Genomic DNA, 22,603 nt, shown 5'->3' on the forward strand with positions numbered 1-22,603 from the left:
GTGTCCCGTCGCGGGTTACTGGCGGACCGCTCCCTTCACCAGGGCCCTCACCTGGGCAGACCTGACGGTGGGACGGCTGTCCGTCAGATGACGGCATGAGCTACGACGAGGGGAGGTCCGCATGACGTCCCAGGACTCCGTGGTGGAGCCGGCGACCGGCGTGGACGATGCGGTGCCCGGGGAGAACGAGCCGGTCGCGGCCGGACCCGCCCCGGCGGAGCCGGACGTCGCTCAGCGGCTGGCCGAGCTCACCGCTGCGCTGACGGCCGTCCAGCAGGAGCTGAGGTCGGCCGACGAGCGGGCGGCGAGCCGTGAGCGGATCATCGACCGGCTCCACGAGGAGAACCAGAAACTGCGGACCGGCGAGCGGCGCCTGGTGCTCATGCCGGTCCTGACCGACCTGCAGCGGCTGCGCAACGACCTGCTCCGCCAGGCCGCGACGATGCCACCCGAGATGAGCAGCGAGCGCGTGGCGCAGCTGCTGGAGTCGTACGCGCACTCGGTCGAACTGACCCTCGAGCGCGGTGGCGTCACACCGGTCCGGCCGCGGACCGGCGAGCCGTTCGACGGGACGAGGCACCGCCCGACCGACGTGGTCGAGGCGCCCGAGCCGGCCGCCGACGGACGCATCGCCGCCGTGCTCGCCGACGGCTACGAGGAGACGTTCTCGGGCCGCGTCCTGACCCCCGCGACCGTACGCGTCCATCGCTGGATCGAACCCACGGAGGAACCCCATGCCTGACGAAGCCACGTCGTACTTCGGTATCGACCTCGGCACGACGTACTCGGTGATCTCCTACATCGACGAGTACGGCAAGCCGGCCGTCATCCGCAACGCGTCGTCCGGCAAGGAGACGCTCCCCTCGGTCGTCTACTTCGAGTCGGCCGGCAACGTGGTGGTCGGCGAACAGGCCAAGAACCTGGCCGTCGTGTACCCGGACAAGGTGGTGCAGCGGGTCAAGCGGGACATGGGCCGCGAGCGCAACTGGGACTTCGACGGCACCTCGTACACGCCCGAGTCGATCTCGGCGCTGATCCTCAAGCGGCTCGCGGAGGACGCCGCCGAGGAGACCGGCAAGGCCGTCGGCGACGTGGTGATCACGGTGCCGGCGTACTTCGGCATGCTCGAGCGGGAGGCGACGAAGCAGGCGGGGACGATCGCCGGGCTCAACGTGGTCGGCATCGTGCCGGAGCCGGTGGCCGCCGCGATGCAGTACGAGGTCAGCAACAGCGACTCCGAGCGCATCATCCTCGTGTACGACCTCGGCGGCGGAACGTTCGACACCACCGTGATCCGGGTCAGCGCGGACCGCATCGACGTGCTCTGCACCGACGGCGATCAGGAGCTGGGCGGCGTCGACTGGGACGACCGGCTGGTGTCGTACCTGGTCGACGAGTTCGTCGCGAAGGCCGCGCCGGCCGACGACCCGACCGACGACCGGCAGTTCATGCAGGAGCTGCGGGAGAAGGCGGAGGACCTCAAGCGCCAGCTGTCCAATGTGAACTCGCGGACGATCCCGCTGCGCTTCGGCGGGGACGCGGCGACGATCGAGATCACCCGGGAGACGTTCGAGCAGATCACCCGCGACCTGCTCGAACGTACGCTCAGCTACACCGACCGTACGCTCGAGAAGCTGACCAAGAAGATCAGCGTGTCCGGCGATCCGGCCCTGCGCATCGACGAGGTCCTGCTCGTCGGCGGCTCCAGCCGCATGCCGGCCGTCAAGGCCGCGCTGGAGGCCAAGTACCCGTCCTGGAAGCCCCGGCTGCACGACCCGGACCTGGCGGTCGCCAAGGGCGCGGCCCGGTACGCCCTCACCAACGCGATCTTCAACTGGAGCAGCGAGGACGACGGCGCCGCGACCGAGCAGGAGCGCAAGCAGCGCGTGGCGGCGATCGCGGACGCCGCCAACCTGGATCCGGCGATGCTGGCCAAGGTCGCGAAGAAGGAGATCACCACCGTCCTGCCGAAGGCGTTCGGGGTGCGGATGGTGGACACCACGAAGCCCGGCTGGGACCGCGACATCGAGGCGGCGAGCTACATCCAGCACCTCGTGCACGCCGATCAGTCCCTGCCGACCGAGCAGCGGATCGCCGCGGGCACGGTGCAGGCCGATCAGCGCGAGGTGCAGGTCGAGATCTACGAGCAGGCCGGCGGTGAGGAGAGCCGGGAGATGTCCGCCAACAAGCCGGTCGACAAGGGCGCGGGTTCCATCACCGGCCTGCCGCCGCAGCTGCCGGTGAACTCACCGATCGACGTCGTGATGAACGTCGATCGGGGCGGCATCCTGAAGGTCACCGCCACCGAGCCGACGAGCGGCCTGAACCTGCGCATCGAGGTGCAGGTCAGCGTGCTCTCCGACGAAGAGGTGCAGAAGGCCACCGCCGCCGTCTCCGCCATCGCGGTGAGGTCCTGAGCCGATGGTCTTCGACCAGCGCCGCTACGAGGAAGACGTCATCAAGCCGATGCGGAGCCAGAAGGGTCCGCTGACCGACGACGACCTCCTGCGCCGGTACGCCATCGAGCCCGGGCTCACCGACGCCGCGGAGCTCAAGCAGCACCTGCGGAAGCTGCGGACGTACTGGAACCAGACCGCCAGCCTGCCCACCGGCCTCGGCCAGGTGTGCAAGCGGCTGATGGCCGCCGACGAGGACCTGAAGAAGCGCCCGGACGCCCGGCTGGAGGATCCGGCCTGGTGGGCGGGCGTACGGACGGCGAAGGCGAACCGGGCACGGCAGGCGGTCGGCGACCTCGCGAACGAGCTCAAGGACGCGTTCGGTTCCCTGGGCAGCGTCACCCGTACGCAGGTCAACGGGGTTGCGAAGCAGTACCCGCAGCTGGACCCGGCGGACATCGACGCCGCCGTACGGCAGGCCGGCCTGCGCGTGCTCGACGTCGTCGACCTGCCGGAGTCCAGCGGGCTCGACCGGGCGGCGTACCGGGCGCTGGCGCAGCGGCTGCACGAGGTCGGTGCGCCGACCATCGTCCAGTTGCTGCACCCCGACCTGAACCGGCCGTACGCGCTGGTCCAGGCGTTCACCGTCAACGGCCGCCCGGAGCTGCGGCTGGACGAGGCGACGCTGAAGACCCGGATCAAGGAGGCGGACACCGCGGCCGACTCGCCGATCCTGCGGGGCCGCCGGGCGGCGCTGCGGTTGCTGCAGACCGGCGTCGGAGCCGGCGCCGACCTGCGCGTCGTGGCGCTCTACCAGGTCGTCGAGGCGCTGCTGGAGAGCCGCGGCGACAACCTGGTCGACGCCTTCCTCATCCGGGTGGCGACCCGGCTCGGGCTGACCCAGGAGGACGCCGAGCTCATCGTGGCCAGCCTGCCGAGCGGCCGCACCGGCGGCTCGTCGGGCGCGGTGGCGATCCGCGACATGCTGGCGTCCGGTCAGCTGCGAGCCGCTCAGGGCGCGCTGGGCGGGCTGGCCGCCACCGACCCGGAACGGGCCGGGATCGTCGCGGAGATCGCTCAGCTCGAGGCCAAGCTGGCCACCCTGCTCAACGACGCCGAGCAGGCGCTGCGCGACCGCCGGGAGGACGAGGCCGAGCGGCTGATCCTGGCGGCGCGCCGGATCGCCGAGGACGACGAGGCCGTGCAGATGCGGTACGCGCGGCTGCCCATGCCGCCGGCGCGTGATGTGCGGGTGGTGGTGGCCGGCACGGTCGTCCAGCTCGACTGGCAACCGCCGGCGTCCGCGATGAGCGACATCCGCTACCGCGTCGTGCGGCGGCTCGACGCGGACCCCGGCGGACCGCAGGACGGCACCAAGGTCGGCGAGACCGGCGACACCTCGCTGACGGACAGCCGGCCGCCGGTGGGACGGGACCTGCACTACGCGGTGTTCGCGAGCGGCAACGGCGGGGCGGTGTGGTCGCGGTCGGCCACCGGCACCGCACGGCTCGTACCCGAGGTCGCCGACGCCACGGTCCGCCCCGGCACCGACCGGATCACCCTGACCTGGCAGGCGCACCCGGACGTGGCCGAGGTGCGGGTCCGGCGCACCGAGGGCCGCCCGCCCCGCGGCACCGGCGACGGCGTCGGCATCCCGGCCGGGCGTGACACGCTGGTGGACCGGCAGCTGCGCGAGGGCGTCGAGTACTTCTACGGGCTGGTCGCCGTCTACCACGACGATCAGCGCCGCGAGGTGCTGTCCCGGATGACCGTGGTCTCCGGCTCGCCACAGGCCGAGGCGCGCCCGCTCGGCAATCTCCAGGTCGAGCCGGTCCGGCGCCGCGGCACCTCGGTCCAGGTCCGGCTGACCTGGCCCGCGGACGCCGGCACGGTCCGCGTGCGCTACGCGCCCGGACCCCCCGCCTGGGACTTCGGCGCGGTGGTCACCCCCGCCGAGGCCGCCCGGTACGGTCGCGAGCTGCCGGGACTGCCTGAGGTGTACGGGCGCGAGTGCGTGCTGGAAGCCGACGTGCCGGCCGGGCCGCAGCTGTACGTGCCGTTCACCACGGGACCGTCCGGCCTGGTGGTCGGCCGTCCCGTGCACGGCGGGCACGCGGAGCCGGTACGGGCGCTGCAGACCCGGCGTACCGGCGAGCGGGTCACCGTCACGTGGGTGTGGCCCGAGGAGGCCGGCGTGGCGGAGGTGCTGTGGGAACGCCCGGACGCGCCGACGGAGACGCGACGGGTCACCCGGGCCGCGTACGTGGACGGCGACGGGTGCGTGCTCGTCGTCGGCGCGGCCGGCGGCACGGTCTCCGTACGGGCGATCACCGCGGGCCCGGCGGGAGAGGCCCGCTCGGACGCCGTGACGCAGGCGGTGAGCGGCCGGGCCATCGAGGTGCGCTACTCGATCCGCCGGCCGTCCGGCTTCAAGGAGCGCTACTCGCGGCAGCGCGACCTGGAGATCGTCACCGACCAGGACTGCGCCGACCTGGACCTCGCCGTGGTGGTGGCACCGGGCCCGGTCATGCCGCTGGCGGTACTGCCGGAGATCGTCGCCGAGCGGTTCGCCGGCCTGGCGCCGCGCCGGGGCGTGCCGATGCCGCTGTCCTTCACCGTTCCCAAGACCGCGAAGCCGTACTGGATCCGCGTCTTCGCCACCCGTCCCGACAACGTGACGGTCATCGACCCGCCCATCGCCGAGCTGAAGGTGTCGTGATGAGCCGACTCGCCTGCCCCTATTGCTACCAACGGATCGACGGCAGCCGCCTCTGGTATCAGTGCACCGGCCGCGGTTCACCGGGCCGCAAGGGCTGCACCCCGGCCAAGGACGAGGCGCGCGCGACGCTGACCGGCTTCCGGGAGCCGGTGCGCCCGTCGTTCCCGCCGACCTCGAAGGTGTCGTTCGGCCCGTCCAAGGCGAACTGCCCGACGTGCGGGGCGGAGAGCGGCATCCGGGCGTGCCCGAAGTGCCACACGCCCCTGTCGTCCAACTTCGGCGCGAGCGAGAGCCCGCTGATCGCGATGGTGGGCGCCAAGGGCACCGGCAAGACCGTCTTCCTGACGGTCCTGGCGCACGAGCTGCTGAACGGCCTGCGCCGGCGCTTCGGTGCCGACGTCCGCATGACCGGTGTCGATCGGCAGGCACTCATCGGCGGGTTCGTCGGCGAGGTCTTCTCGGGTCAGCAACTGATGCCGCAGACCGCGGCCACCGTGGACGGCCGGCAGGCCCCCACGGTGTTCGAATGGCGCCAGCAGCATCGGGTCGCCAACATGCTCAACCGCTTCCGGACCACGTTCCTGTCGTTCTACGACACCGCCGGCGAGGATCTGAACAGCAGCGACAAGACCCACGACCTCACCTACCTGGGCGCCGCCGACGCGCTGATCCTGCTGCTCGACCCGTTCATGATCCAGCAGGCCCGGAATCAGATCCAGCTGCCCAAGGAGGCGGTGCGGTCCGAACAGCCGGCGATCGACGTGCTGAACCGGGTCACCGAGAAGCTGCGGGTGCAGCACAACATCAAGTCGAGCAAGCGCATCAGGATCCCGGTCGCGGTGGCGTTCGCCAAGATCGACGCCTTCTTCGACGTGCTCGGACCGGACCACCCGTTGCTGCGGGTCCCCGCACAGTCCGGACCGTACGACGAGACCGCCGGCCAGGACACCCACGAGCAGGTCAAGGCGCTGCTGCACCAGTGGGGAGCGGACGACATCGACACCCACCTCGAGTACAACTACGCCAACTTCCGGTACTTCGCGGTGTCCGCGCTCGGTTCCCCGCCGGACTACGCGAGCAGCACCATCGACGCGCGGGGGGTCCATCCGTTCCGGGTCGCCGAGCCGTTGCTGTGGCTGCTCAGCCAGTTCAACGTGGTCCCCCGCCAGAGGCAGCGATGAGCACCGGCGACGACGTCGCGTTCGAGACGCTGATCTACACCGACTGCGTACCGGGGCAGGGCCTTCAGGGCACCGCCGGCCTGCAGTTCCAGGCCCGTTCGCCCGGCGCCGACCGCGCGGCCATGTCGCTCGTGCAGGGCGCCGACCTCTACGAGCCACCGGCCTCCTGGATGCGGGACCGCCGGCCGCTCGACGACTATCCCCCGTCCTTCGCGCACGCCTACGACACCGTGTACGCCACGGCCGCCGGGGTCTACCTCGGCCGGGAGGCCAACGGCGGCCGGGAGGGCAACCAGCTGACCCATGCGATCGTCACCGCCGACCCGGCGAGCTACCTGCTGCACCGGCCGGCTCAGTTGTTCGGAGCGCCGTTCTGGCTGAAGCAGCCCGCACCCACCACCGAATGCGAGCCGGTGCGGCACCCGTGGGAGCCCGGACCGTTCGACATCGAGGCGGCCAGGGCGCTGGTGACGGAGAACCCGCGTGGGACCGAACTGCTCGACCGGCTGCTGACGAGCCTGCTGGCGCTGAACGGGACGGACGGCCGCCGGGTGCTGTTCATCAGCGAGGACGCCGGGGAGGTGCTGCGCTGGATCAGCACCGCCACACTGCTGCTGCCCCAGGAACAGGCGCTGAAGATCGGGTTCAAGGTCTTCACCACCAACCCCGCGTACGCGACCCAGCCGGTCGTCGCGGTGCACCCCGGCTGGGACAGCACCGCGGTGACCGTCGAGGACGACGGCGGGTATGCGGTGTTCGACCTGACCCGCAACGAGTCCAGCAAGGTGCCGGCCGACCCGCGGGCCCAGCGCTGGGTGCGGCTCCTGCTCGACGAGGACCCGTACGACGTGCTCGACATGGTGGAGACCGCGGCGGCAACCGGACGCGAGAACCCGGACGAGGCATTCGAGCTGGCCCGGCTCATGGTGCTGCACGGCCCGCGGTTGTCGCAGCACGACGCCCGGATCGCGGTGTCGTGGCTGAAGACCACGCCGGCGACGGTGCTCAGGCCGTCGCGGGAGAAACTGATCGACAAGCTCCTCGACGACGTCACGCAGTGGCCCGAGGACATCCTCCGCGACCTGGACGAGATCGCGCGCAGCGGCCAGACCGACCCGTCGCGGCCGCCCCAGGTACGCGTCGCGCTGATCAGCGCCGAGCTGGACCGGGCCGCCCGTCAGGGCACCGCGTCGACGATCGAGCTCGGCGCCCTGCCCCCGGGTGCCTGGCAGGACCAGCACACCGCACAGTGCGAGAGCCTGGTGGTGCAGGAGCTGCAGGCCGTCCGTGATCCGCGCATGTTCGACGCGGTCCTGAAGGTGGCGCACCGCTTCCGCCTGACCGCGCGCGTCGACGACGCCGCCGAGGCGAGCCGTGCGTTCATCCGCGCCTGGGCCGACCACCCGGAGCTGGACCTGTCCCCCGGCTCGTGGGGCACGGCGGAACGTCCGCTGCTGGACGACCTCCGGTCCGAGCTGACCCGGCGGGTACGCGACGGGCACGGCGACGAGGTCGGCGACGCCTGGTGGAACCTGCTCCGGGTACCCATGCCGATGTCGGACGATCCGCTCGACGCCGCCCTGTTCGCGGCCAAGATGGTCCACTCCGGCTCGGCCGCCCGCGCATCCCTCATCGAGAAGCTGGTGACGCACGCGCTGGGCACGGCGCCGGAGAACCGGGCCGGGACCGTCGAGCGGACCCTGTCCACACTGTGGAGCCGGGTGCCACCCAGCCTGGACGAGTACCGGCAGGTGGCGCAGTTGTTGCCGAACGGCTTCGCGCTGCCGCCCGCGCTGGCCCGTCTGCTGGTCGAGGCCATCCTGGCGGGCAGCGATCCGGTCCGGCACGAACACCTCGACGTGCTGCGCAGCCTGTACGACAAGGAGCTGATCGCGCGCACCGAGCGGGTGGAACGCGTCGTGCACAGCGACGAGGATCTGCGCGCGGTCCACGAGCGGCTGCCCACCGCGGACGTGCAGCAACTGAGCGAGTTCCCCCGCATCGTCAGCTACAGCGTCATGCCGGTACGGCACGTCTGGGCACGCGAGCTCACCGAGGCGATGCTCAAGGTCAAGCACCCGGTCAGCAGCGACCGGCTGCTCAAGCAGATACCGGCGGAGTATCACCGCCCCTACCTGCGCGAGCTGCTGGGCCGGCTGCGCAAGCCGGCCGACGTGGTGCCGGCGGTGGTCGCGTACCAGTTGGCCGGCGCGGACTTCCTCGGACCCGAGCGCCGCGAGGAGTGCCTCGCCTTGGTGCAGCACTGGGTTCGCAAGGCCAACGAGAAGCAACGCAAACAGGCCACCGCGCTGGTACTGCAGATCGCGTCGCGGGACCGGCAGCGCGAATGGACGGCGATGCTCGAGAGCCGCGACGAGGGACGGTCCTGGAAGCCGACCACGTGGCTGCGGAAGGCGGAGGGCTGACATGCAGTTCGTCCTGGTCATCGTCGCGGCACTGCTCGCCGTCGCGCTGTACTTCTACGTCTGCGGGCTGCTCTTCGTCTACGTCACCGTCCCGGGCATGGTCCTCGGGCTGGGCCTCGGGCTGGCGGCCGGCGCGGTCGCCGGCCTCGTCGTCACCTTCATGGCGCTGTTCGGCGATCAGGGCGCCCGGGTGTTCACGCCGGGCAAGGTCGTCGCGGGCAAGCTGACGATCCTGCGTACGCCTGCCGCGGTGCGGCCGGACTTCGCGTGGCCCGGGTACTTCGTGGTGCAGGTGTGGCTGGACTGGTGGACCATGGCCGAGCGGATGGCCGCGCTGCTGCAACCCGCCTGGCAGTGGTCCTGGAGCCAGGCTCGTCGATCGGGGCTGTTCGGGCTCGCCTGCTGGCCCCTGCTGCTCCCCGTGGCGGTCGCGCTGATCGGTGTGACCGCGGGAGCCGCCGCGGTGGCCGTACTCGTGCTCCTGGTCCTGGGCATGGTCACCGGCCTGGCGTGGATCGCGGGCGCGGCGATCACCGCGGTGCTGCGCACCCTGGACCGGGCCGGGCAGGTCGTCCGCCGGTCGGCCGGCAACTGCCCGCGCTGCTATCAGGTCTCGCCGATCCCGGTCTACCGCTGCGCCGGCCCGCACCGCGGCGACGAGTCGGGGCTGCACCACGACATCCGTCCCGGCCTGCTCGGCGTGTTCTACCGGCGGTGCGGCTGCGGGCGGCGGCTTCCCACGATGGTGCTGCGGGCGGCGCGGTCGATGGCGGCCCTGTGCCCGCTGTGCGGGGCCGACCTGCATTCGGGCGCGGGGGCGGCCACCGACGTGCGGGTGCCGATCTTCGGCGCCCCGTCGTCGGGCAAGACGCACCTGGTCATGGCGAGCGTGGTGGGGCTGCTCCGGCAGGGCGGCGACGTCAAGGTCACCCTCGCCGACGAGCACAGCAAGCGGACGTACACCACGTTCGCGGCGGTGATCGACGGCGGCGGCTCGGCGGTCAAGACCGACGCCGCCCACCAGCCGATCGCCATCACGCTGCGCATGCAGCAGGGCAAGCGGGACGCGCTGGTGCACGTGTACGACGCGGCCGGCGAGGCCCTGGCGAACCCCGAGCTGAACGAGAAGTTCCAGTACCTGGATGCCGCACGGACGCTCGTGTTCGTCCTCGACCCGTTCGCCATCCCCGACGTACGCCAGCGCTACCAGCGTACGTTCGCCGACCTGTTCCGCACCGCGAACGTGTCGGCCGACCTGCCCGAGCCGTCGTACCAGAACATCGTCACGCGGCTGCGGCAGTACGGCGTACGCACCGAGCAGAAGCGCCTGGCCTTCGTGGTGTCCAAACGGGATCTGGTGCAGCAGCTGCCCGACATGAGCGGCCTGGCCGACGACCCCGACGCGGTCCGGAGCTGGCTGATCGACCGGGGCGCGGACAACCTGGTCGCCTCGGCCGAGCGCGACTTCGGCACGGTGCGGTTCTTCTTCGTCTCCGCCAAGGACTCCGCTGCCGGCGGCGCCGGTCCGCTGCGGCCGTTCCGCTGGCTGCTCGACGACGAGCCGGTGCCGAAGCCCGTGCCGCAGCAGCCCACCGGCCACCGGCCGGCCCACCAGTACAACCGGACCTGAGGAGCGGACGTGCCGATCGACTCACCCCCCAGCCACCAGGTGTCCCGTTACGTCATCGCCCTGCTGCTGATCGCGGCGTTCGCGGCGGTCATCGTCGGGCTGGTCCTCGCGGGCGTGGACACCTCGGCCACCGAGGGCGGCAGGCGGATCATCGAGGAGGTGCGCACGGCATGGCGGAGCTGACCCCGTTCCTGGGCATCGACCTGGGCACCACGAACTCGGTGGCGGCATCCGTGGACGCCGAGGGGCGCCCGATGGTGCTGCGCAACCCGGCCGGCTCGGAGACCGTACCGTCGGTGGTGCAGTTCGTGTCCGCCGACGCCGTCCTCGTCGGCGATCAGGCCCGGGAGCTGGCCGCGGTCGACCCGGCGCACACCGTCGCGCTGGTCAAGCGGCTGATGGGCACCGACCGGCTGTTCGAGTTCCACGGCGCCGAGCACACCCCGGAGTCCATCTCCGCGCTCATCCTGCGCGCCATCGTGGACGGGGTGCTGCCCCACCGCGACGGTACGCCGGTCCCGGCCGTCATCACCGTCCCGGCGTACTTCGGCATCCGCGAGCGAGAAGCGACGCAGCAGGCCGGGCTGCTGGCCGGGTTGCGGGTCCTGGAGCTGGTCAGCGAGCCGGTCGCGGCGGCGCTGCACTACCGTCCGCGCGGCGACGGGCCGGTCGTGGTCTACGACCTGGGCGGCGGGACGTTCGACGTCACCGTGTTGCGGGTCGACGGAACCGGTTCCCAGGTCGTGGCGGTGGACGGCGACATGGACCTCGGCGGCGCCGACTGGGACCAGCGGCTGCGCGCCCACCTGCTCGACCGGTTCGTGGACCAGGTGGGCCCCGCGCAGGACCCGGCCGAGGACGCGGCGTTCATGACCGAGCTGACGCTGGTGGCCGAACGCGCGAAGAAGGCACTCACGCACACCCGCACGCACGAGGTCGCGCTGCGCCACGACGGGGCGACCGCACGGATCACGGTGTCGCAGGACGAGTTCGCCGCGATGACCCGCGACCTCACCGATCGCACCGGCGACTGTGTGCGGCGCATCCTGGCCACTGCCGGGCTGGCGCCGGGCGACGTCGCCGACTGCCTGCTGGTCGGCGGCTCGACCCGGATGCCGCAGGTCGCCTCGGCGCTGCGGGAGTGGTTCGGCTGGAACCCGCGGTCGCACGACCCGGACCTGGCCGTCGCCAAGGGCGCCGCGCTCCGGGCCTGGCAGTTGGTGGACGCCGAGCAGGCCTGGGTCACCCCGGGATGGGGTACGGACGCCGTTCCGTCCCGCCCGTCCGCACCGTCGCCCACGCCGGCGACGTCCGTACCGTTCCTGAGTTCGGTGGTGCCCCGCAGCTTCGGCCTGCTGATCCACGACAGCTCCGATCCGCAGGGCCGGCGCCGCTACATCCAGCACGTGATCCACCAGAACGAGCCGCTGCCGGCCGACGGGCACGAGATCAAGGTCGCCACGATCCTCAAGGACCAGGCGACCGTCCGCATCGAGGTGTACGAGCAGGCCGGCTTCGTCGAGTCGGCGGAGGTGGACGACAACCGCCGGGTGCTCGACGGCCAGCTCTCCGGGCTCCCGCCCGGGCTCAAGGCGGGGTCGCCGCTGATCGTGGCGCTGCACCTCGGCTTGGACGGGCGGCTGCGGGTGACCGCCCGGGAACCGCGCAGCGGCGTCTCGCTCAGCCTGGAGGCGTACGTGGACGGTGTGCTCGATGCCAACGACCGGCTGCAGCAGGCCGAGCGCCTGACCCGGTTGACCGTACGTCAGTGAGGGGTTTGTCGTGAGCGACTGGATCCGGCGCTCGTTCGACGCAGTGGGCGTCACGCAGTACAAGCCGGGCAAGCACCTGGCGGCCCTGCAGGAGCCGCATCTGGGCAAGGTCATCCTGTGCATCGACGTGAGCAGCTCGATGTCCGGCAATCCGCTGCAGGAGGCGGTCCGTGGCGCCCGCGAGTTCGTCGCGCAGGCGGTCGAGGGCCGCTACCGGGTCGGCCTGATCCTGTGGAACAGGTCCGTCGCCGTTTCGGTCCCGCTGTCGGCCGATCCCGGCCCGGTCCTGGCCGGCCTGGACCGGGCGTACTCCTCGGGCGGCACCAACGTCACGCCGACGCTGCGGGCCGGGATCACCGCGCTGGGTTCCCTGACCGGCGATCGGGTGCTGGCGGTCTTCGGCGACGGTGACATCGGGCCGGTGGCCCCCGCCGTGGCGGCCGCGCGGGAGGCGGCGGCGCTCGGCATCCGGATCATCGTGCGGGGACTGGGCAGCCATGCCGCCGCCTCGCTGGCCCAGATCGCGACCGAGGGACTGGAGGGTGCGGAGATCACCGGCAGCGGATCGATCGCCTCGGGCATCGCCGGGATGGCGACGTCGCTGCGGATGCGGTCCTGACGTGGACGCCTCAGCCGAGGCGGACGGCGTCGCCGCGCTCGACCGCTACGACCGCGCCGGCGACCCGGACGACCTGCGTACCGCCGGCCGTCTGCTCGGTGGGGTTCTCGTGGAGCGGCCGGACCATCCGGACCGGTCCCGGTGGGCGGCGCGGCTCAGCGACGGCTTCTCCGACGAGGCGTACGACGGTGAAGCGCTCGAGGACTACGACGCCGCGATCGCCTGGGTCACCCGGCTCACGGCAGAGCCGGAGGCCCGGGAGCGGAACGTGGTCCGGCTCGCAGACCTCGCCTGGGACAGGTCCTGGGTCATCCGGTACGGCGGCGACGACACCGTGGACCCGGCCGAGGATCTGGACCGGCTGATCGGGCTGCTCGCCGATCTCGAGGACGAGCGGAACGGCCCGGTCGTCTCCCGGTACCTGCGGTTGTTGCACGGCATGGCGCTGGCCGAGCGGGCCGAGCTGGGCGGCGGGGAGGCCGGCGCCGCGATCGCCCTGTTGGAACCCGCGCTCGAGGAGCTGATCCGGCTTCCGGTCAGCGAGGACGGGACGGAGGTCGCCGACTGGGTCGGTGACAACCGGCTCGCGTTGGCGGCGCACTCGCTGGCCGAGGCGTACCGGCGGCGGGGCGATCTGGACCGCGCCGTGGCCGTGCTGGAGCGCGCGCTCGCCGACCACGCGACCGGTCTGCTGCGTACGCTCGTGTCCAGCAGCCTCGCGGCGACCCGGCAGGAGCGGTGGCACGACCGGACGGTGGCCGGCGATCACGTCGCGGCGGCCGCCGAGCTGAAGGCCGGCATCGCGGTCTGCGAAGCCGAGGAGGCCGACGATCCGTGGTTGCTCGCGCTGCACGGCGAGCTGCTGACCGCGCGCGCCGAGCAGGACGAGTCCGACGCCGACGCTCAGCTGGCCGCCGAACTGCTCGACCGGGCCGCCGAGCTGGTGACCGACGCGCCGGACGGGTGGCGGTTCTGGCGCTCGGCCGCCACCGCGCATCGCCTCCGCGCTCAGGAGCCGGGCGCGCTGGAGACGGCCGCCCGCCGGATCGAGAAGGCGCTGACGTACGTGCTGCCCGACGACGACCGCTTGACGATGCACGCCGACCTGCTGGCCATCGCCCACGAACGGGGCACGCCGGACCTGCGGGAGGCGCTGGGCGCCGGGATCCGGGCGTGGGACGCGGCCACGGAGGCCGATCCGGGGCTCCGCGCGGCGGTTGCGCTCCTCTTCGCGTACGGGTCCTTCGCAGCCGTCGCCGCCGACCTGGGTGACGTGGACACGGGCGGCATCCGGCGGCTCCTCGAGGCCGCCGCCGACCGGCCCGGCGCCGATGACGAGTGGCGGGCGCTGGTCGACTACGGCACCGGCGTGCTCGAGCACTACGAGGACATGCTCAACCCGGCACGGCCCGGCGACGGCGGCCTGCGCCGGCTGGCCCGGGCGGCGGCGTTCCAGCAGCCCGACGCCGACTTCGCGCAACGCCTCCGGCTGACCCTGGCGCTCGCCGGCCAGGCCGAGGCGAGCAGGACCGGCGACCGGCGCACCGCTGAAGCGGCCCGGCAGCAGGCCGATTCCGGCCGTCCACTGCCGGAGCGACCGGCGCCGGCGGCTCAGGAGCCGGTGAGCCCGGCCGACGTGCACGTCGTCGAGGTCTACTCGCGGCTGATGGAGCAGATGCAGGCCAACGACATGATGGCGGTGGTGGCCACCGCCCGCGAGGCGCTGCCGGTCCTGGAGGCGTCGGAACCGTCCGGCCCGGACGTGGCATTCCGGAACATGATCCGCGCGCTCGCCGCCCTGGGAGATCCCCACGGGTCGGCGCCCCTGGACATACCCGCGGTCGATCAGGACGGGGGCATGGGGGCCGTCGTGCAGTACGCCGGCGCGATGATGACGGCCACCGCGGCGCTCGGGCAGGCCATGTACCGCAACGATCTGCCCCGGATGCGGGAGATCGCCGGGACGGTGGAGCAGCTGATCGCGTCCGTACCGACCGACGACGGGCAGGTGCGGCTCGGCGCGGCCGCCCTGGCGGGACAGGCGCACCTGGAGATCGCCGGCCGGGCACCGGAGGCCACGGACCACGCGCGGCGGGCGGCCGACTGGTTCGGGCAGGCCCTCGATCACGCCGGCGGGGCCGGGCATCAGATGTGGTCCCGGCTGGCCATGGGCCGCGCCGAGGCGCTGCGCCACACCGGCGGCGACCACGCGGCCGGCCGCGCCCACGGCATGTCGGCGTTGCAGGGTCACGCCTGGCAGGTCTTCGCCCAGGCCGGCACGGACCATTCCATCGCCTCCGCGAAGCAGGCGGCGGCGGACGCGCGGAAGGTCGCCGGCTGGTGCCTGGCCGACCGGCGCCGCGACCCGGCCGCGCTGGATCAGCTGATCGCCGCGCTCGACGCCGGCCGCGGCCTGGTGCTGCGCGCGACCACGACCGCGCGGGCGATCGCCGACCAGCTGACCCGCGCCGGCCACGCCGAACTAGCGGCCGAGTGGACGGAGACGGCCGGGCAGGGGCGCGACATGGTCACCGGGCTCGGCATGCCCGTCGGCTCCGGGTTGCAGGGCACCGAGGTCCCCGACGATCTGCGGCTGCGGGTGCTGCGCGCGCTCGGGGGTGAGCAGGTGCTCGGGTACGAGTCGATCACCGCCCGGGACGTCCGCGCGGCGCTGCGCGCGACCGGCACGCAGGCCCTCGTGTACCTGCTCGCCGCCGAGGACGGCCGGGAGGGCGCCGCGGTCGTCGTGCCGGCCGGTGGCCCGCCCATCGTGGTCACGCTGCCGCGCCTCGAGACCGGACCGGATTCGCCCGTACGGTGGTATGTCCGTACGCAGCCGCACACCACCTCGGCCCGCGCCGTCTCGACCGGACCGGACCGAGGCCCGGAGGATCGCGACCTCGGGCCGATCGCCGACCTCACCGACCCCGGCCGCGGCCTGGACGAGCTCTGCGCGTGGGCGGGGGACGCCGCGATGAGCACCGTGCTGCGGGTCGTGCCCGGCGGTCCCGGTCGCCGTCTGGTGCTGGTCCCGATGGGGATGCTCGCGCTGGTGCCCTGGCACGCGGCTTTCGACGGTACGCAGTCCCCACGCCGCTACGCAGCCGAACAGGCCGTCATCTCGTACAGCCCTTCCGCGCGCGCGTTCTGCACCGCCGCGACGCGACCGCGTACGCCCATCTCCTCGGCCCTGATCGTGGGTGACCCGACCGGCGACCTTCCGCACGCGGGCGCCGAGGCGCGGGCGATCCGAGACCGCTTCTACCCCGCCGGCACGACAGCCAACACCCCGGACGAGGTCCTGCGCTGGGTCACCACCCGGCCCCGCGGAGCCGCCATCATGCACTTCGCCTGCCACGGTGCCGTGGACCCACGCCTGCCCGCCGACGCCCACCTCGTGCTGGGTGGGCACGCCGGCCTCACCGTGCGTACGCTGCTGGAGACTTCCCAGAGCGCCGAACTGGACGTCCAGGAAGTGTTCCTCGCGGCCTGCACCACCGGCGTCACGGGCCACGACCACGACGAGGTCCTCAGCCTCGCTACGTCGTTCTTGGCGGCCGGAGCCCACACGGTCATCGGCTCCCTGTGGCCCGTACCCGACGACGCGACCTCACTGCTGATGTTCAAGGTGCACGAGCACCTGAGGGTGACGGGCTGCCCGCCGGGGGACGCCCTGCACCGCGCCCAGCTGTGGATGCTCGACCGGGACCGCGACGCGACGGGCATCCCACCGGACCTGCTCGAGGACTACCGGCCGGGAATGGAGTTCCCGCTGACGTCATGGGCCGGCTTCACCCACATCGGACGCTAAAGGGAACCGAACCAGGCGGCTGCATTTCGGCTGGGCAACGTCACTGGCGCGGCGCCGTGCCACGAGTGGTCGTCCCGCAACGGGAGCCATGTGCGCATCCCGCTGGAGCACGTCCTGACCGCTCCGCTTCGCGCCGCCATCACCAGCCGGTGCCCGGCGCTACCGGCGTAGGAACTCGGCGGCTCGCGTGTACAGCACGTCGAAGGTCTCGCCCGGATCGAGCGCCTCGGCCACCGCACGTACGCGCGCCCGCTGACCCTCGTGCGCCTGCCAGTAGGACTCCGGCACCCGCCGCATCAACGCGTCGAGTAGATCACCCGGATAGAAGTCGCCCTCAGCCAGCGGATCCTGTTCGACGTGGTCAAGCGCCAGGGGTACGAGTGTGTCCAGCCCGATCTGCTGCGAGATGAGCAGGCGAAGCCCTTCGACGCCGATCTCACCGACCGGGCGCCGTCGCAGCGCGTACGCCGTACTGATCAACCGGGTCGCATCGGCCGGCGGATCACCCCAACGATCATCCTCGATTTCTTCGAGCGACCGGCTTGTGTCGGACTCGGGCACCGGCTCTCCTTCATTCGTCGGCGGCATGGCGATCCTAGATTCGTGGGACGAACTGCTCGGAGTAGTCGAGCAATCGGCTCGCCTCGGAGAGTTCGGCCTCGTACTGTGCGCGGTCTGCGGCCGAAACGCGCGAGTCACCAAGCAGCCGCTTGAGCTGCCCGATGCGGTTGACCAGGCCGTCCTGCGCGTTCCTCACCTCGTTCACATGGTCCCACGGCTTGCCGGTCGACTTCGTCGCCACCACCTCGCCGTTCAGTTCCCGGCGTGCCGCATCGAGGTCCCTGTCCGTCAGGTGTTCCTTACAATTATCCGTCTTCGTCGGTCCGACCGGCTCCGACCGGCCGGTACGCACCGGAGTGATCGCGTCGTCCGAAGCGGCGTGCTGCATCAGCAGCCCGCTCGCCGAGGCAGTCATCCCTGCCCCGACGGTGATGCCCGCGGCCGAGACGATGTTCAGCGGCACGCCTCCGACCGCACCGACCCCTGTCGCATCGAGAACGAAGCCAGTGCCTTCGCCGAGCGCGCTGACCTCCGTCAGCAGTAGGCCGCCGACGAGCGAGGCGGTCTCGCCCGGGTGGTGCACCATCGCATTGCCGAACGAAGCCAGGCCGTTGACCGCGCGCGCTCCCGCGTCCTGCAGGAATCCCCCCACCTTGTCCAGCCAGCTCGACTTATTCGGCGCCGACTCGGCCTCCTGGTCAAGGAAGCGGGCGGCCACGTCGCCCGCCGTACCGACCTCTTTGCGAGCGGCGCTCAAGACGTCGATTGCGTTCTGTCGCAGGGATGCCCCGGTGTCGACGAACGGACCCAACGGGTGCTCGGGCGGTGCTCGCACGGCGGCCTCCTCATAGGCCTGCTCAGCCTGCTGAGTCTCCGCCTGCGCCTCGTCCCACAGCCGGACGGCCTCGGCCGCCTGCTGCTGCGCCCATTCCAGGGCGTGCGCGTACGTGGTGAGGGCACTAGCGGCGGTCGCAAGCGAGTTGGCGGCCAGATACCACTTGTTGGGTTCGTAACTGAACCTGTTCCGGAACTCCTCCGCTGCGGGGCCTGTCCAGGCGCCGGTGTCGATGTCGACCAGACCGTCGCCGGCCTTCTCCACGTGATCCGACCGGGTCTTCAGTTCCGCGGCGTTCGCCCGGACGGCAGCCGGGTCGCCCGGGACCAGCGCTGTCGGGTCACGCGTCTGTCCGAGCTCAGTCATCGACGGCCGGCTCTCCCGGATCGGTTGTCAACCGGCCGGTCGCGGCCTGGTCGGCCGCCTGGTACGCGTCGGCCACCTTGCCGAGCACATCGCCGATGGCCTCGGCGTCCTCGGTCAGGATACCGATGCCGTAGCTCCACCGATCGCAGAAGTTCTCCATCGACTCGTGCAGGCGGCTGTGGCCGTAGACGCTCTCCGCTCGGTCCAGGTGCGAGAGCGCCGATCCGTTCTGGTCGGCCACGCTCTGCTTGATACCGGCGGAGGCCGATTCCAAGGTGCTGATTTCGACGTGAAATCCAGGTCCGTCCATGCAGCCCCCGCTTCCAGTCGGAATCCGAGCGTAGGGCAGCTTCGCCAGACGATCCAGGATCGTGGATCGCGATGTGCGGACCAGTCCGCCCGATGATGGCGGTACGGCTACGAGCCGATCATCCCGCGAATCCGGGGCCGTCCCGTTCGGACGGCCCCGGATCCCCGCTCTCAACTGGGCAGAGTCACCTGCTGCGGCGACGTCCGCTGGGTGGTGGTGCCGTCGCCGAGCTGGGCGTTGGCGTTGTTGCCCCAGCACCACAGGCTCCCGGCCGTACGGAATCCGCAGTTGTGGTAGCCGACCGCGGTGTCGTTCGTCCAGGTCGTGTCGGTGCCGATGCGGACCGGGGCGAAGCGGTGGGTCGTCGTGCCGTCGGCCAGCTGACCGGCGGTGTTGTTGCCCCAGCACCACAGGCTGCCGTCGGTACGGAGCCCGCACGTGGTGTCGAAGCCGGCGTTGACGGAGGCCCACGAGGTGGCGTCGCCGACTCGGACCGGCGAGGGCTGCTGGCCGCCGGTGACGCCGAGCTGGCCGTAGCCGTTCTCGCCCCAGCACCACAGCGTGCCATCGGTGCGGGAAGCGCAGGAGTACGCGTACCCGGCCGCGACGCTGGCCCAGGTGGTCCCGGTGCCGACCTGAGCCGGCGCCGCGCGATACGTCAGCGGGGTGCCGAGGCCGAGCTGCCCGAACATGTCGTCACCCCAGCACCAGAGCGTGCCGTCCGTACGGGTCGCGCAGGTGTGCGCATAACCGGCCGAGACGCTCGCCCAGCTGGTCGCCGTCCCGATCTGCACCGGCGTACGCGCGTCGGCGGGATCACCGGTCCCCAGCTGCCCGAAACGGTTGTACCCCCAGCACCACAGCGTTCCATCCGTACGCACAGCGCACGTGTGAGTGTCACCGGCGCTCACCACGGCCCAGTTCGTCGCGGTGCCGACCTGAACGGGAGCGGTCCGGCCGCTCGTGGTGCCGTCCCCGAGCTGGCCCCGGTTGTTGCTGCCCCAACACCACAACGACCCGTCGGTACGCACACCGCACGTGTAACTGGTCCCTGCCTCGACAGCGGACCAGGAAGCGCTTCCAACCCGTACCGGAGCAGTCTGATTCGTCTTGGTCCCGTCGCCGAGCTGGCCGCTGTAATTGCCGCCCCAGCAGGAGAGAGCCCCCGCACTGCTGACCGCGCAGGTATGCGAATAGCCGGCCGCCACACTGGGCGCCACGGGAGCGGCAACGGCTGCGGAAGCCGGTGCGGCCATAGTCAGCAGCATTCCCACCAACGACACCACGACGGCGAAAACGATCCTCGCCGAACGCCACCTTGCCTGTCGACCTCTGAACACGGCGAACTCCCTCTCTGACGAACGCCCAGGTCCGATACGGCGCAGCGGCGTTCAGCTCGCGAGCCCGCGCGCCGGACGTCAGAACCCGCCGGACAGCACCCGACGAAGCCCGAGCGTCATCCGCCGGCTCACCCGCAGCCTATGGGAGCGCTCCCAGACATTCAAGAAGGTCGTTCCGTACGGTCGGCGCTGAGGCGATCGGAGCAGCCTCGCCGACTCGGGCGGCCCGGAGCGGCCTCCGTCTAGAGCAGCGGCTGAGGAAGCACCCGAGAGGCGAACTGCTCGAGAAGTGGGGCGACCTCGACGTTGTCGGCCCAGTCCTCCCAGTCCGAGGCGAAGACGACACCGTCAGCGCCGTACTGCAGGACCGCTTCCTCGCCGTTGAACAACAACACGCCGCTCCCGCCGTAGCGCTGCGCGAAGCCGATGAGGACGTGCACCATCAATGCGGTGTTGTGCTCAGTCGTCGCGGCGTCCGCCAAGTTCGCGAACCGGAACGTCGCCCGGAAACGCTGGTCGAACCCGAACAACACCGCGTCCGGGTTCACCTCATCTTCGACGACCCGGCGCGCACTGATGGACAGGCCGTCCCTCAGCACACTGCCGTCAGGCTGCTGCGCTCCATCGACCAGGGAGCTCACGAAGTATCGCAACGCTGCAGTGTCGATGTCGGTATCGCCGTACCAGGTGTATTCGACTGCCATTCTCGGTCAGCTCTCGAAGGGGAAGAGTCGAGTGACCTTACCGTCCTTGATCACAAGGAGCTCCTTCAGGTCTGCGATCGGTTTGCGGCGAAGCATGTCGGCCACCTCATCCATCGAGCGAGGAGTGTCGTCCATGTACATGACGAGGCGTTGGGCTTGCCCGTCGGCCACCTTTTCACTGAGTCTCGTACGAATGTTGTCGATGCGACCGGTATCCGGCGCGTAGCAGTCGAAGTACTCGCCTTCGATCCGGTAGTCCGGGTTCTTTCCCAACGTGTTCGACGGTGGGTTTTGCTCGACGTCGTAGCCGTGCTGCGCGAGAATGTCGGCCGATTCATTCTCCCGCCGCAACGGCCGGTCCTTCTTCCTGACGGGATGCGCCTCCGTTCGCTCTCCGCGTGGGCTCCTGCCCGGATCAGGCTTTCCAGACGGCGTGGTCACGCCTTCACCGCGCCCGCGGGACCGGGTCAGAATCCTCTTGATGGCTTCGATGGCGCCGCTCATCCGCCCGGCCAGCCCACGCAGATGTTCGAGGCTGCGGACGAGGCCACGCAACCATCCGGCGATTCGTGCTCCCCACGACGCGCACAGGGTGCTGACCTGCTCCACCACCAGCGGTGTGGCCAAACCGACCGAGAAGACCTCCTCGGCGGCATAGGTGACCAGACGAGATACCAGCACCGCGATCGCATCGCGCACCATCATCCGGACACCGGCTACCAGCATTCCGGCGCCTTCGGTGATGGCGGCCATGGTGTCAGCCGCGGTGGCCAGCGCGCCAACGGCGTCCCGCTGCTGACCGGTCCACGTCCGGTACGCCTCGGCGGCTCGGCCCGTCCACTCGGTGATGTCCCACCGCACGGCGCGGTCCAGATCTGCCGCCCGGTCCCGCAGCGCGCCACCGATGTTGCGCCAGGTCTGCGCGTGTGCGGCGATCTGCCCCGGGTCGCCGGCCAGCCAGTCGAGGGCCTGCGACAACGGCTTGACGTGCTCGATGATCCAAGCGACGCCGTACTGGAGAAGGCTACCGATCGGATCGGAGACGAACGCGAGGGCGTCGAGACCCGCCGAGACGGCACCCAGCGTGGCGTCGATCCAACTGCCGCTCTTGACGCCACTCAGAATTGTTTCGAGGTCCTCGGCGATCCATATTCCGGCCCACGGATCGGTTGATCCGCTCTGCCCCGCGACGGCCACAAGCGGTGGGCGCACGGGGGTCATCGACTGTTCCGCAGCCGGTCGGCCGCGGCGGTGTCCGCGCCCTCGTACGCGGCGGCCACCGACCGAACGGCGTCCGCGGTCTCATGTGCCGATCCGGCCGCAGTCGCCATCCCGTCGATCATGGCTTGCTGCAGTCCGTTGAGCAGGCCGGGAACGAATTGGCAGAGCTGCCCGTACGCCCCTGCGTCCGTCTGTACCGCATGACCGGCGTCGGCTGCCGTCGAGATCCCGTCGCCGATACGGTCGATCTCGCCGGCATGCTCCACCAGCGAGGCCGGATTCACTTGAAATTCCGGCGCAGTCATCGGGCCTCATCAGAGGATTCGAGTGGCATGCCGAGCCGACGGCGTAGTGATTCGTTGAGCATCCGGCCGGTTTCGCTGTCCGCGCCCACGGTCTCCGCCGTCGCGGCTTCGAACTTCATGACCAGGGCGTCCTTGGCCGCTTGCAGCGCCTCCATGATGGCGCGTGCGGTTGCCGCCGCGGACTGACGCCGAGTCCGCTCGTCGAGATGCAACTGTGTGAGCTGACCTTCGGGACCGACGGTCACCGTGACCAGATCGTCTCGGCTCCGGGCGGTCGCCGTCAGCGCAGACGTCCGCTGCGCAAGGGTCTGCGCCTGCTCAGCCCGCTGCGCCATGGATTGTTGCCACTGCTCGATCCGCTCCAGCGCGCTGTCCACCGACTCGTCGCCGAACATGCACGCATACTA

18 protein-coding genes are annotated in these 22,603 nt (G+C 71.3%); 10 read left to right on the plus strand and 8 right to left on the minus strand.

The window, feature by feature from the left end:
- Positions 1-121: 121 nt before the first annotated feature.
- Genes COUCH_RS36005 through COUCH_RS36050 form a run of 10 tightly spaced genes read left to right on the plus strand, consistent with a single transcriptional unit; the run spans position 122 to position 16,554 of the window.
- A complete protein-coding gene (locus COUCH_RS36005; protein ID WP_249609594.1) occupies positions 122-742 on the plus strand; it encodes a nucleotide exchange factor GrpE in 621 nt (206 codons plus the stop codon).
- On the plus strand, positions 735-2,417 hold the full coding sequence (locus COUCH_RS36010) for an Hsp70 family protein (protein ID WP_249609595.1): 1,683 nt from the start codon (positions 735-737) through the stop codon (positions 2,415-2,417). Before COUCH_RS36005 ends, COUCH_RS36010 begins: the two co-directional genes overlap by 8 nt.
- A gap of 4 nt (positions 2,418-2,421) precedes the next feature.
- Positions 2,422-5,115 (plus strand): hypothetical protein, encoded by a 2,694-nt coding sequence (locus COUCH_RS36015; RefSeq protein ID WP_249609596.1) that lies wholly within the window; start codon positions 2,422-2,424, stop codon positions 5,113-5,115.
- On the plus strand, positions 5,115-6,296 hold the full coding sequence (locus tag COUCH_RS36020; protein ID WP_249609597.1) for a zinc ribbon domain-containing protein: 1,182 nt from the start codon (positions 5,115-5,117) through the stop codon (positions 6,294-6,296). The genes COUCH_RS36015 and COUCH_RS36020 overlap by 1 nt, the downstream gene beginning before the upstream one ends.
- Positions 6,293-8,722, plus strand: coding sequence for a GTPase-associated protein 1-related protein (locus tag COUCH_RS36025; protein WP_249609598.1), 2,430 nt, complete (start codon positions 6,293-6,295; stop codon positions 8,720-8,722). Before COUCH_RS36020 ends, COUCH_RS36025 begins: the two co-directional genes overlap by 4 nt.
- 1 nt (position 8,723) lies before the next feature.
- Positions 8,724-10,352, plus strand: coding sequence for a TRAFAC clade GTPase domain-containing protein (locus COUCH_RS36030; RefSeq protein ID WP_249609599.1), 1,629 nt, complete (start codon positions 8,724-8,726; stop codon positions 10,350-10,352).
- 9 nt (positions 10,353-10,361) lie between these two features.
- Positions 10,362-10,535, plus strand: a complete 174-nt coding sequence (locus tag COUCH_RS36035) for a hypothetical protein (RefSeq protein WP_249609600.1) — start codon at positions 10,362-10,364, stop codon at positions 10,533-10,535.
- Positions 10,523-12,124 carry an Hsp70 family protein gene (locus COUCH_RS36040; protein ID WP_249609601.1) on the plus strand — a complete coding sequence of 534 codons (1,602 nt, stop codon included), beginning with the start codon at positions 10,523-10,525 and terminating at the stop codon, positions 12,122-12,124. The genes COUCH_RS36035 and COUCH_RS36040 overlap by 13 nt, the downstream gene beginning before the upstream one ends.
- A gap of 10 nt (positions 12,125-12,134) precedes the next feature.
- On the plus strand, positions 12,135-12,743 hold the full coding sequence (locus COUCH_RS36045; protein WP_249609602.1) for a vWA domain-containing protein: 609 nt from the start codon (positions 12,135-12,137) through the stop codon (positions 12,741-12,743).
- A 1-nt stretch (position 12,744) separates the two neighbouring features.
- The gene (locus COUCH_RS36050) at positions 12,745-16,554 is read left to right on the plus strand and encodes a CHAT domain-containing protein (RefSeq protein WP_249609603.1); all 3,810 of its coding nucleotides are present in this window, start codon (positions 12,745-12,747) and stop codon (positions 16,552-16,554) included.
- A gap of 159 nt (positions 16,555-16,713) precedes the next feature.
- Here the strand turns inward: COUCH_RS36050 and COUCH_RS36055 are convergent, their stop codons facing one another.
- The 8 genes from COUCH_RS36055 to COUCH_RS36090 form a co-directional block, all read right to left on the minus strand.
- Positions 16,714-17,115 carry a contact-dependent growth inhibition system immunity protein gene (locus tag COUCH_RS36055; RefSeq protein WP_249609604.1) on the minus strand — a complete coding sequence of 134 codons (402 nt, stop codon included), beginning with the start codon at positions 17,113-17,115 and terminating at the stop codon, positions 16,714-16,716.
- A gap of 34 nt (positions 17,116-17,149) precedes the next feature.
- Positions 17,150-18,316 (minus strand): putative T7SS-secreted protein, encoded by a 1,167-nt coding sequence (locus COUCH_RS36060; RefSeq protein WP_249609605.1) that lies wholly within the window; start codon positions 18,314-18,316, stop codon positions 17,150-17,152.
- Complete coding sequence (locus COUCH_RS36065; protein ID WP_249609606.1) at positions 18,309-18,557, minus strand: hypothetical protein; 249 nt, start codon at positions 18,555-18,557, stop codon at positions 18,309-18,311. The genes COUCH_RS36060 and COUCH_RS36065 overlap by 8 nt, the downstream gene beginning before the upstream one ends.
- 239 nt (positions 18,558-18,796) lie before the next feature.
- Entirely contained in the window at positions 18,797-19,894 is a 1,098-nt protein-coding gene (locus COUCH_RS36070; protein WP_249613921.1) for an RCC1 domain-containing protein, read from the minus strand.
- A gap of 314 nt (positions 19,895-20,208) precedes the next feature.
- On the minus strand, positions 20,209-20,670 hold the full coding sequence (locus COUCH_RS36075; protein WP_249609607.1) for a SitI3 family protein: 462 nt from the start codon (positions 20,668-20,670) through the stop codon (positions 20,209-20,211).
- Positions 20,671-20,676: 6 nt separating this feature from the next.
- Entirely contained in the window at positions 20,677-21,891 is a 1,215-nt protein-coding gene (locus COUCH_RS36080) for a hypothetical protein (protein ID WP_249609608.1), read from the minus strand.
- Positions 21,888-22,196, minus strand: coding sequence for a type VII secretion target (locus tag COUCH_RS36085; protein WP_249609609.1), 309 nt, complete (start codon positions 22,194-22,196; stop codon positions 21,888-21,890). The genes COUCH_RS36080 and COUCH_RS36085 overlap by 4 nt, the downstream gene beginning before the upstream one ends.
- The gene (locus COUCH_RS36090) at positions 22,193-22,591 is read right to left on the minus strand and encodes a YbaB/EbfC family nucleoid-associated protein (RefSeq protein ID WP_249609610.1); all 399 of its coding nucleotides are present in this window, start codon (positions 22,589-22,591) and stop codon (positions 22,193-22,195) included. Before COUCH_RS36090 ends, COUCH_RS36085 begins: the two co-directional genes overlap by 4 nt.
- Positions 22,592-22,603 lie beyond the last annotated feature (12 nt).

This window comes from Couchioplanes caeruleus, from assembly GCF_023499255.1.
Lineage (GTDB): Bacteria > Actinomycetota > Actinomycetes > Mycobacteriales > Micromonosporaceae > Actinoplanes > Actinoplanes caeruleus_A.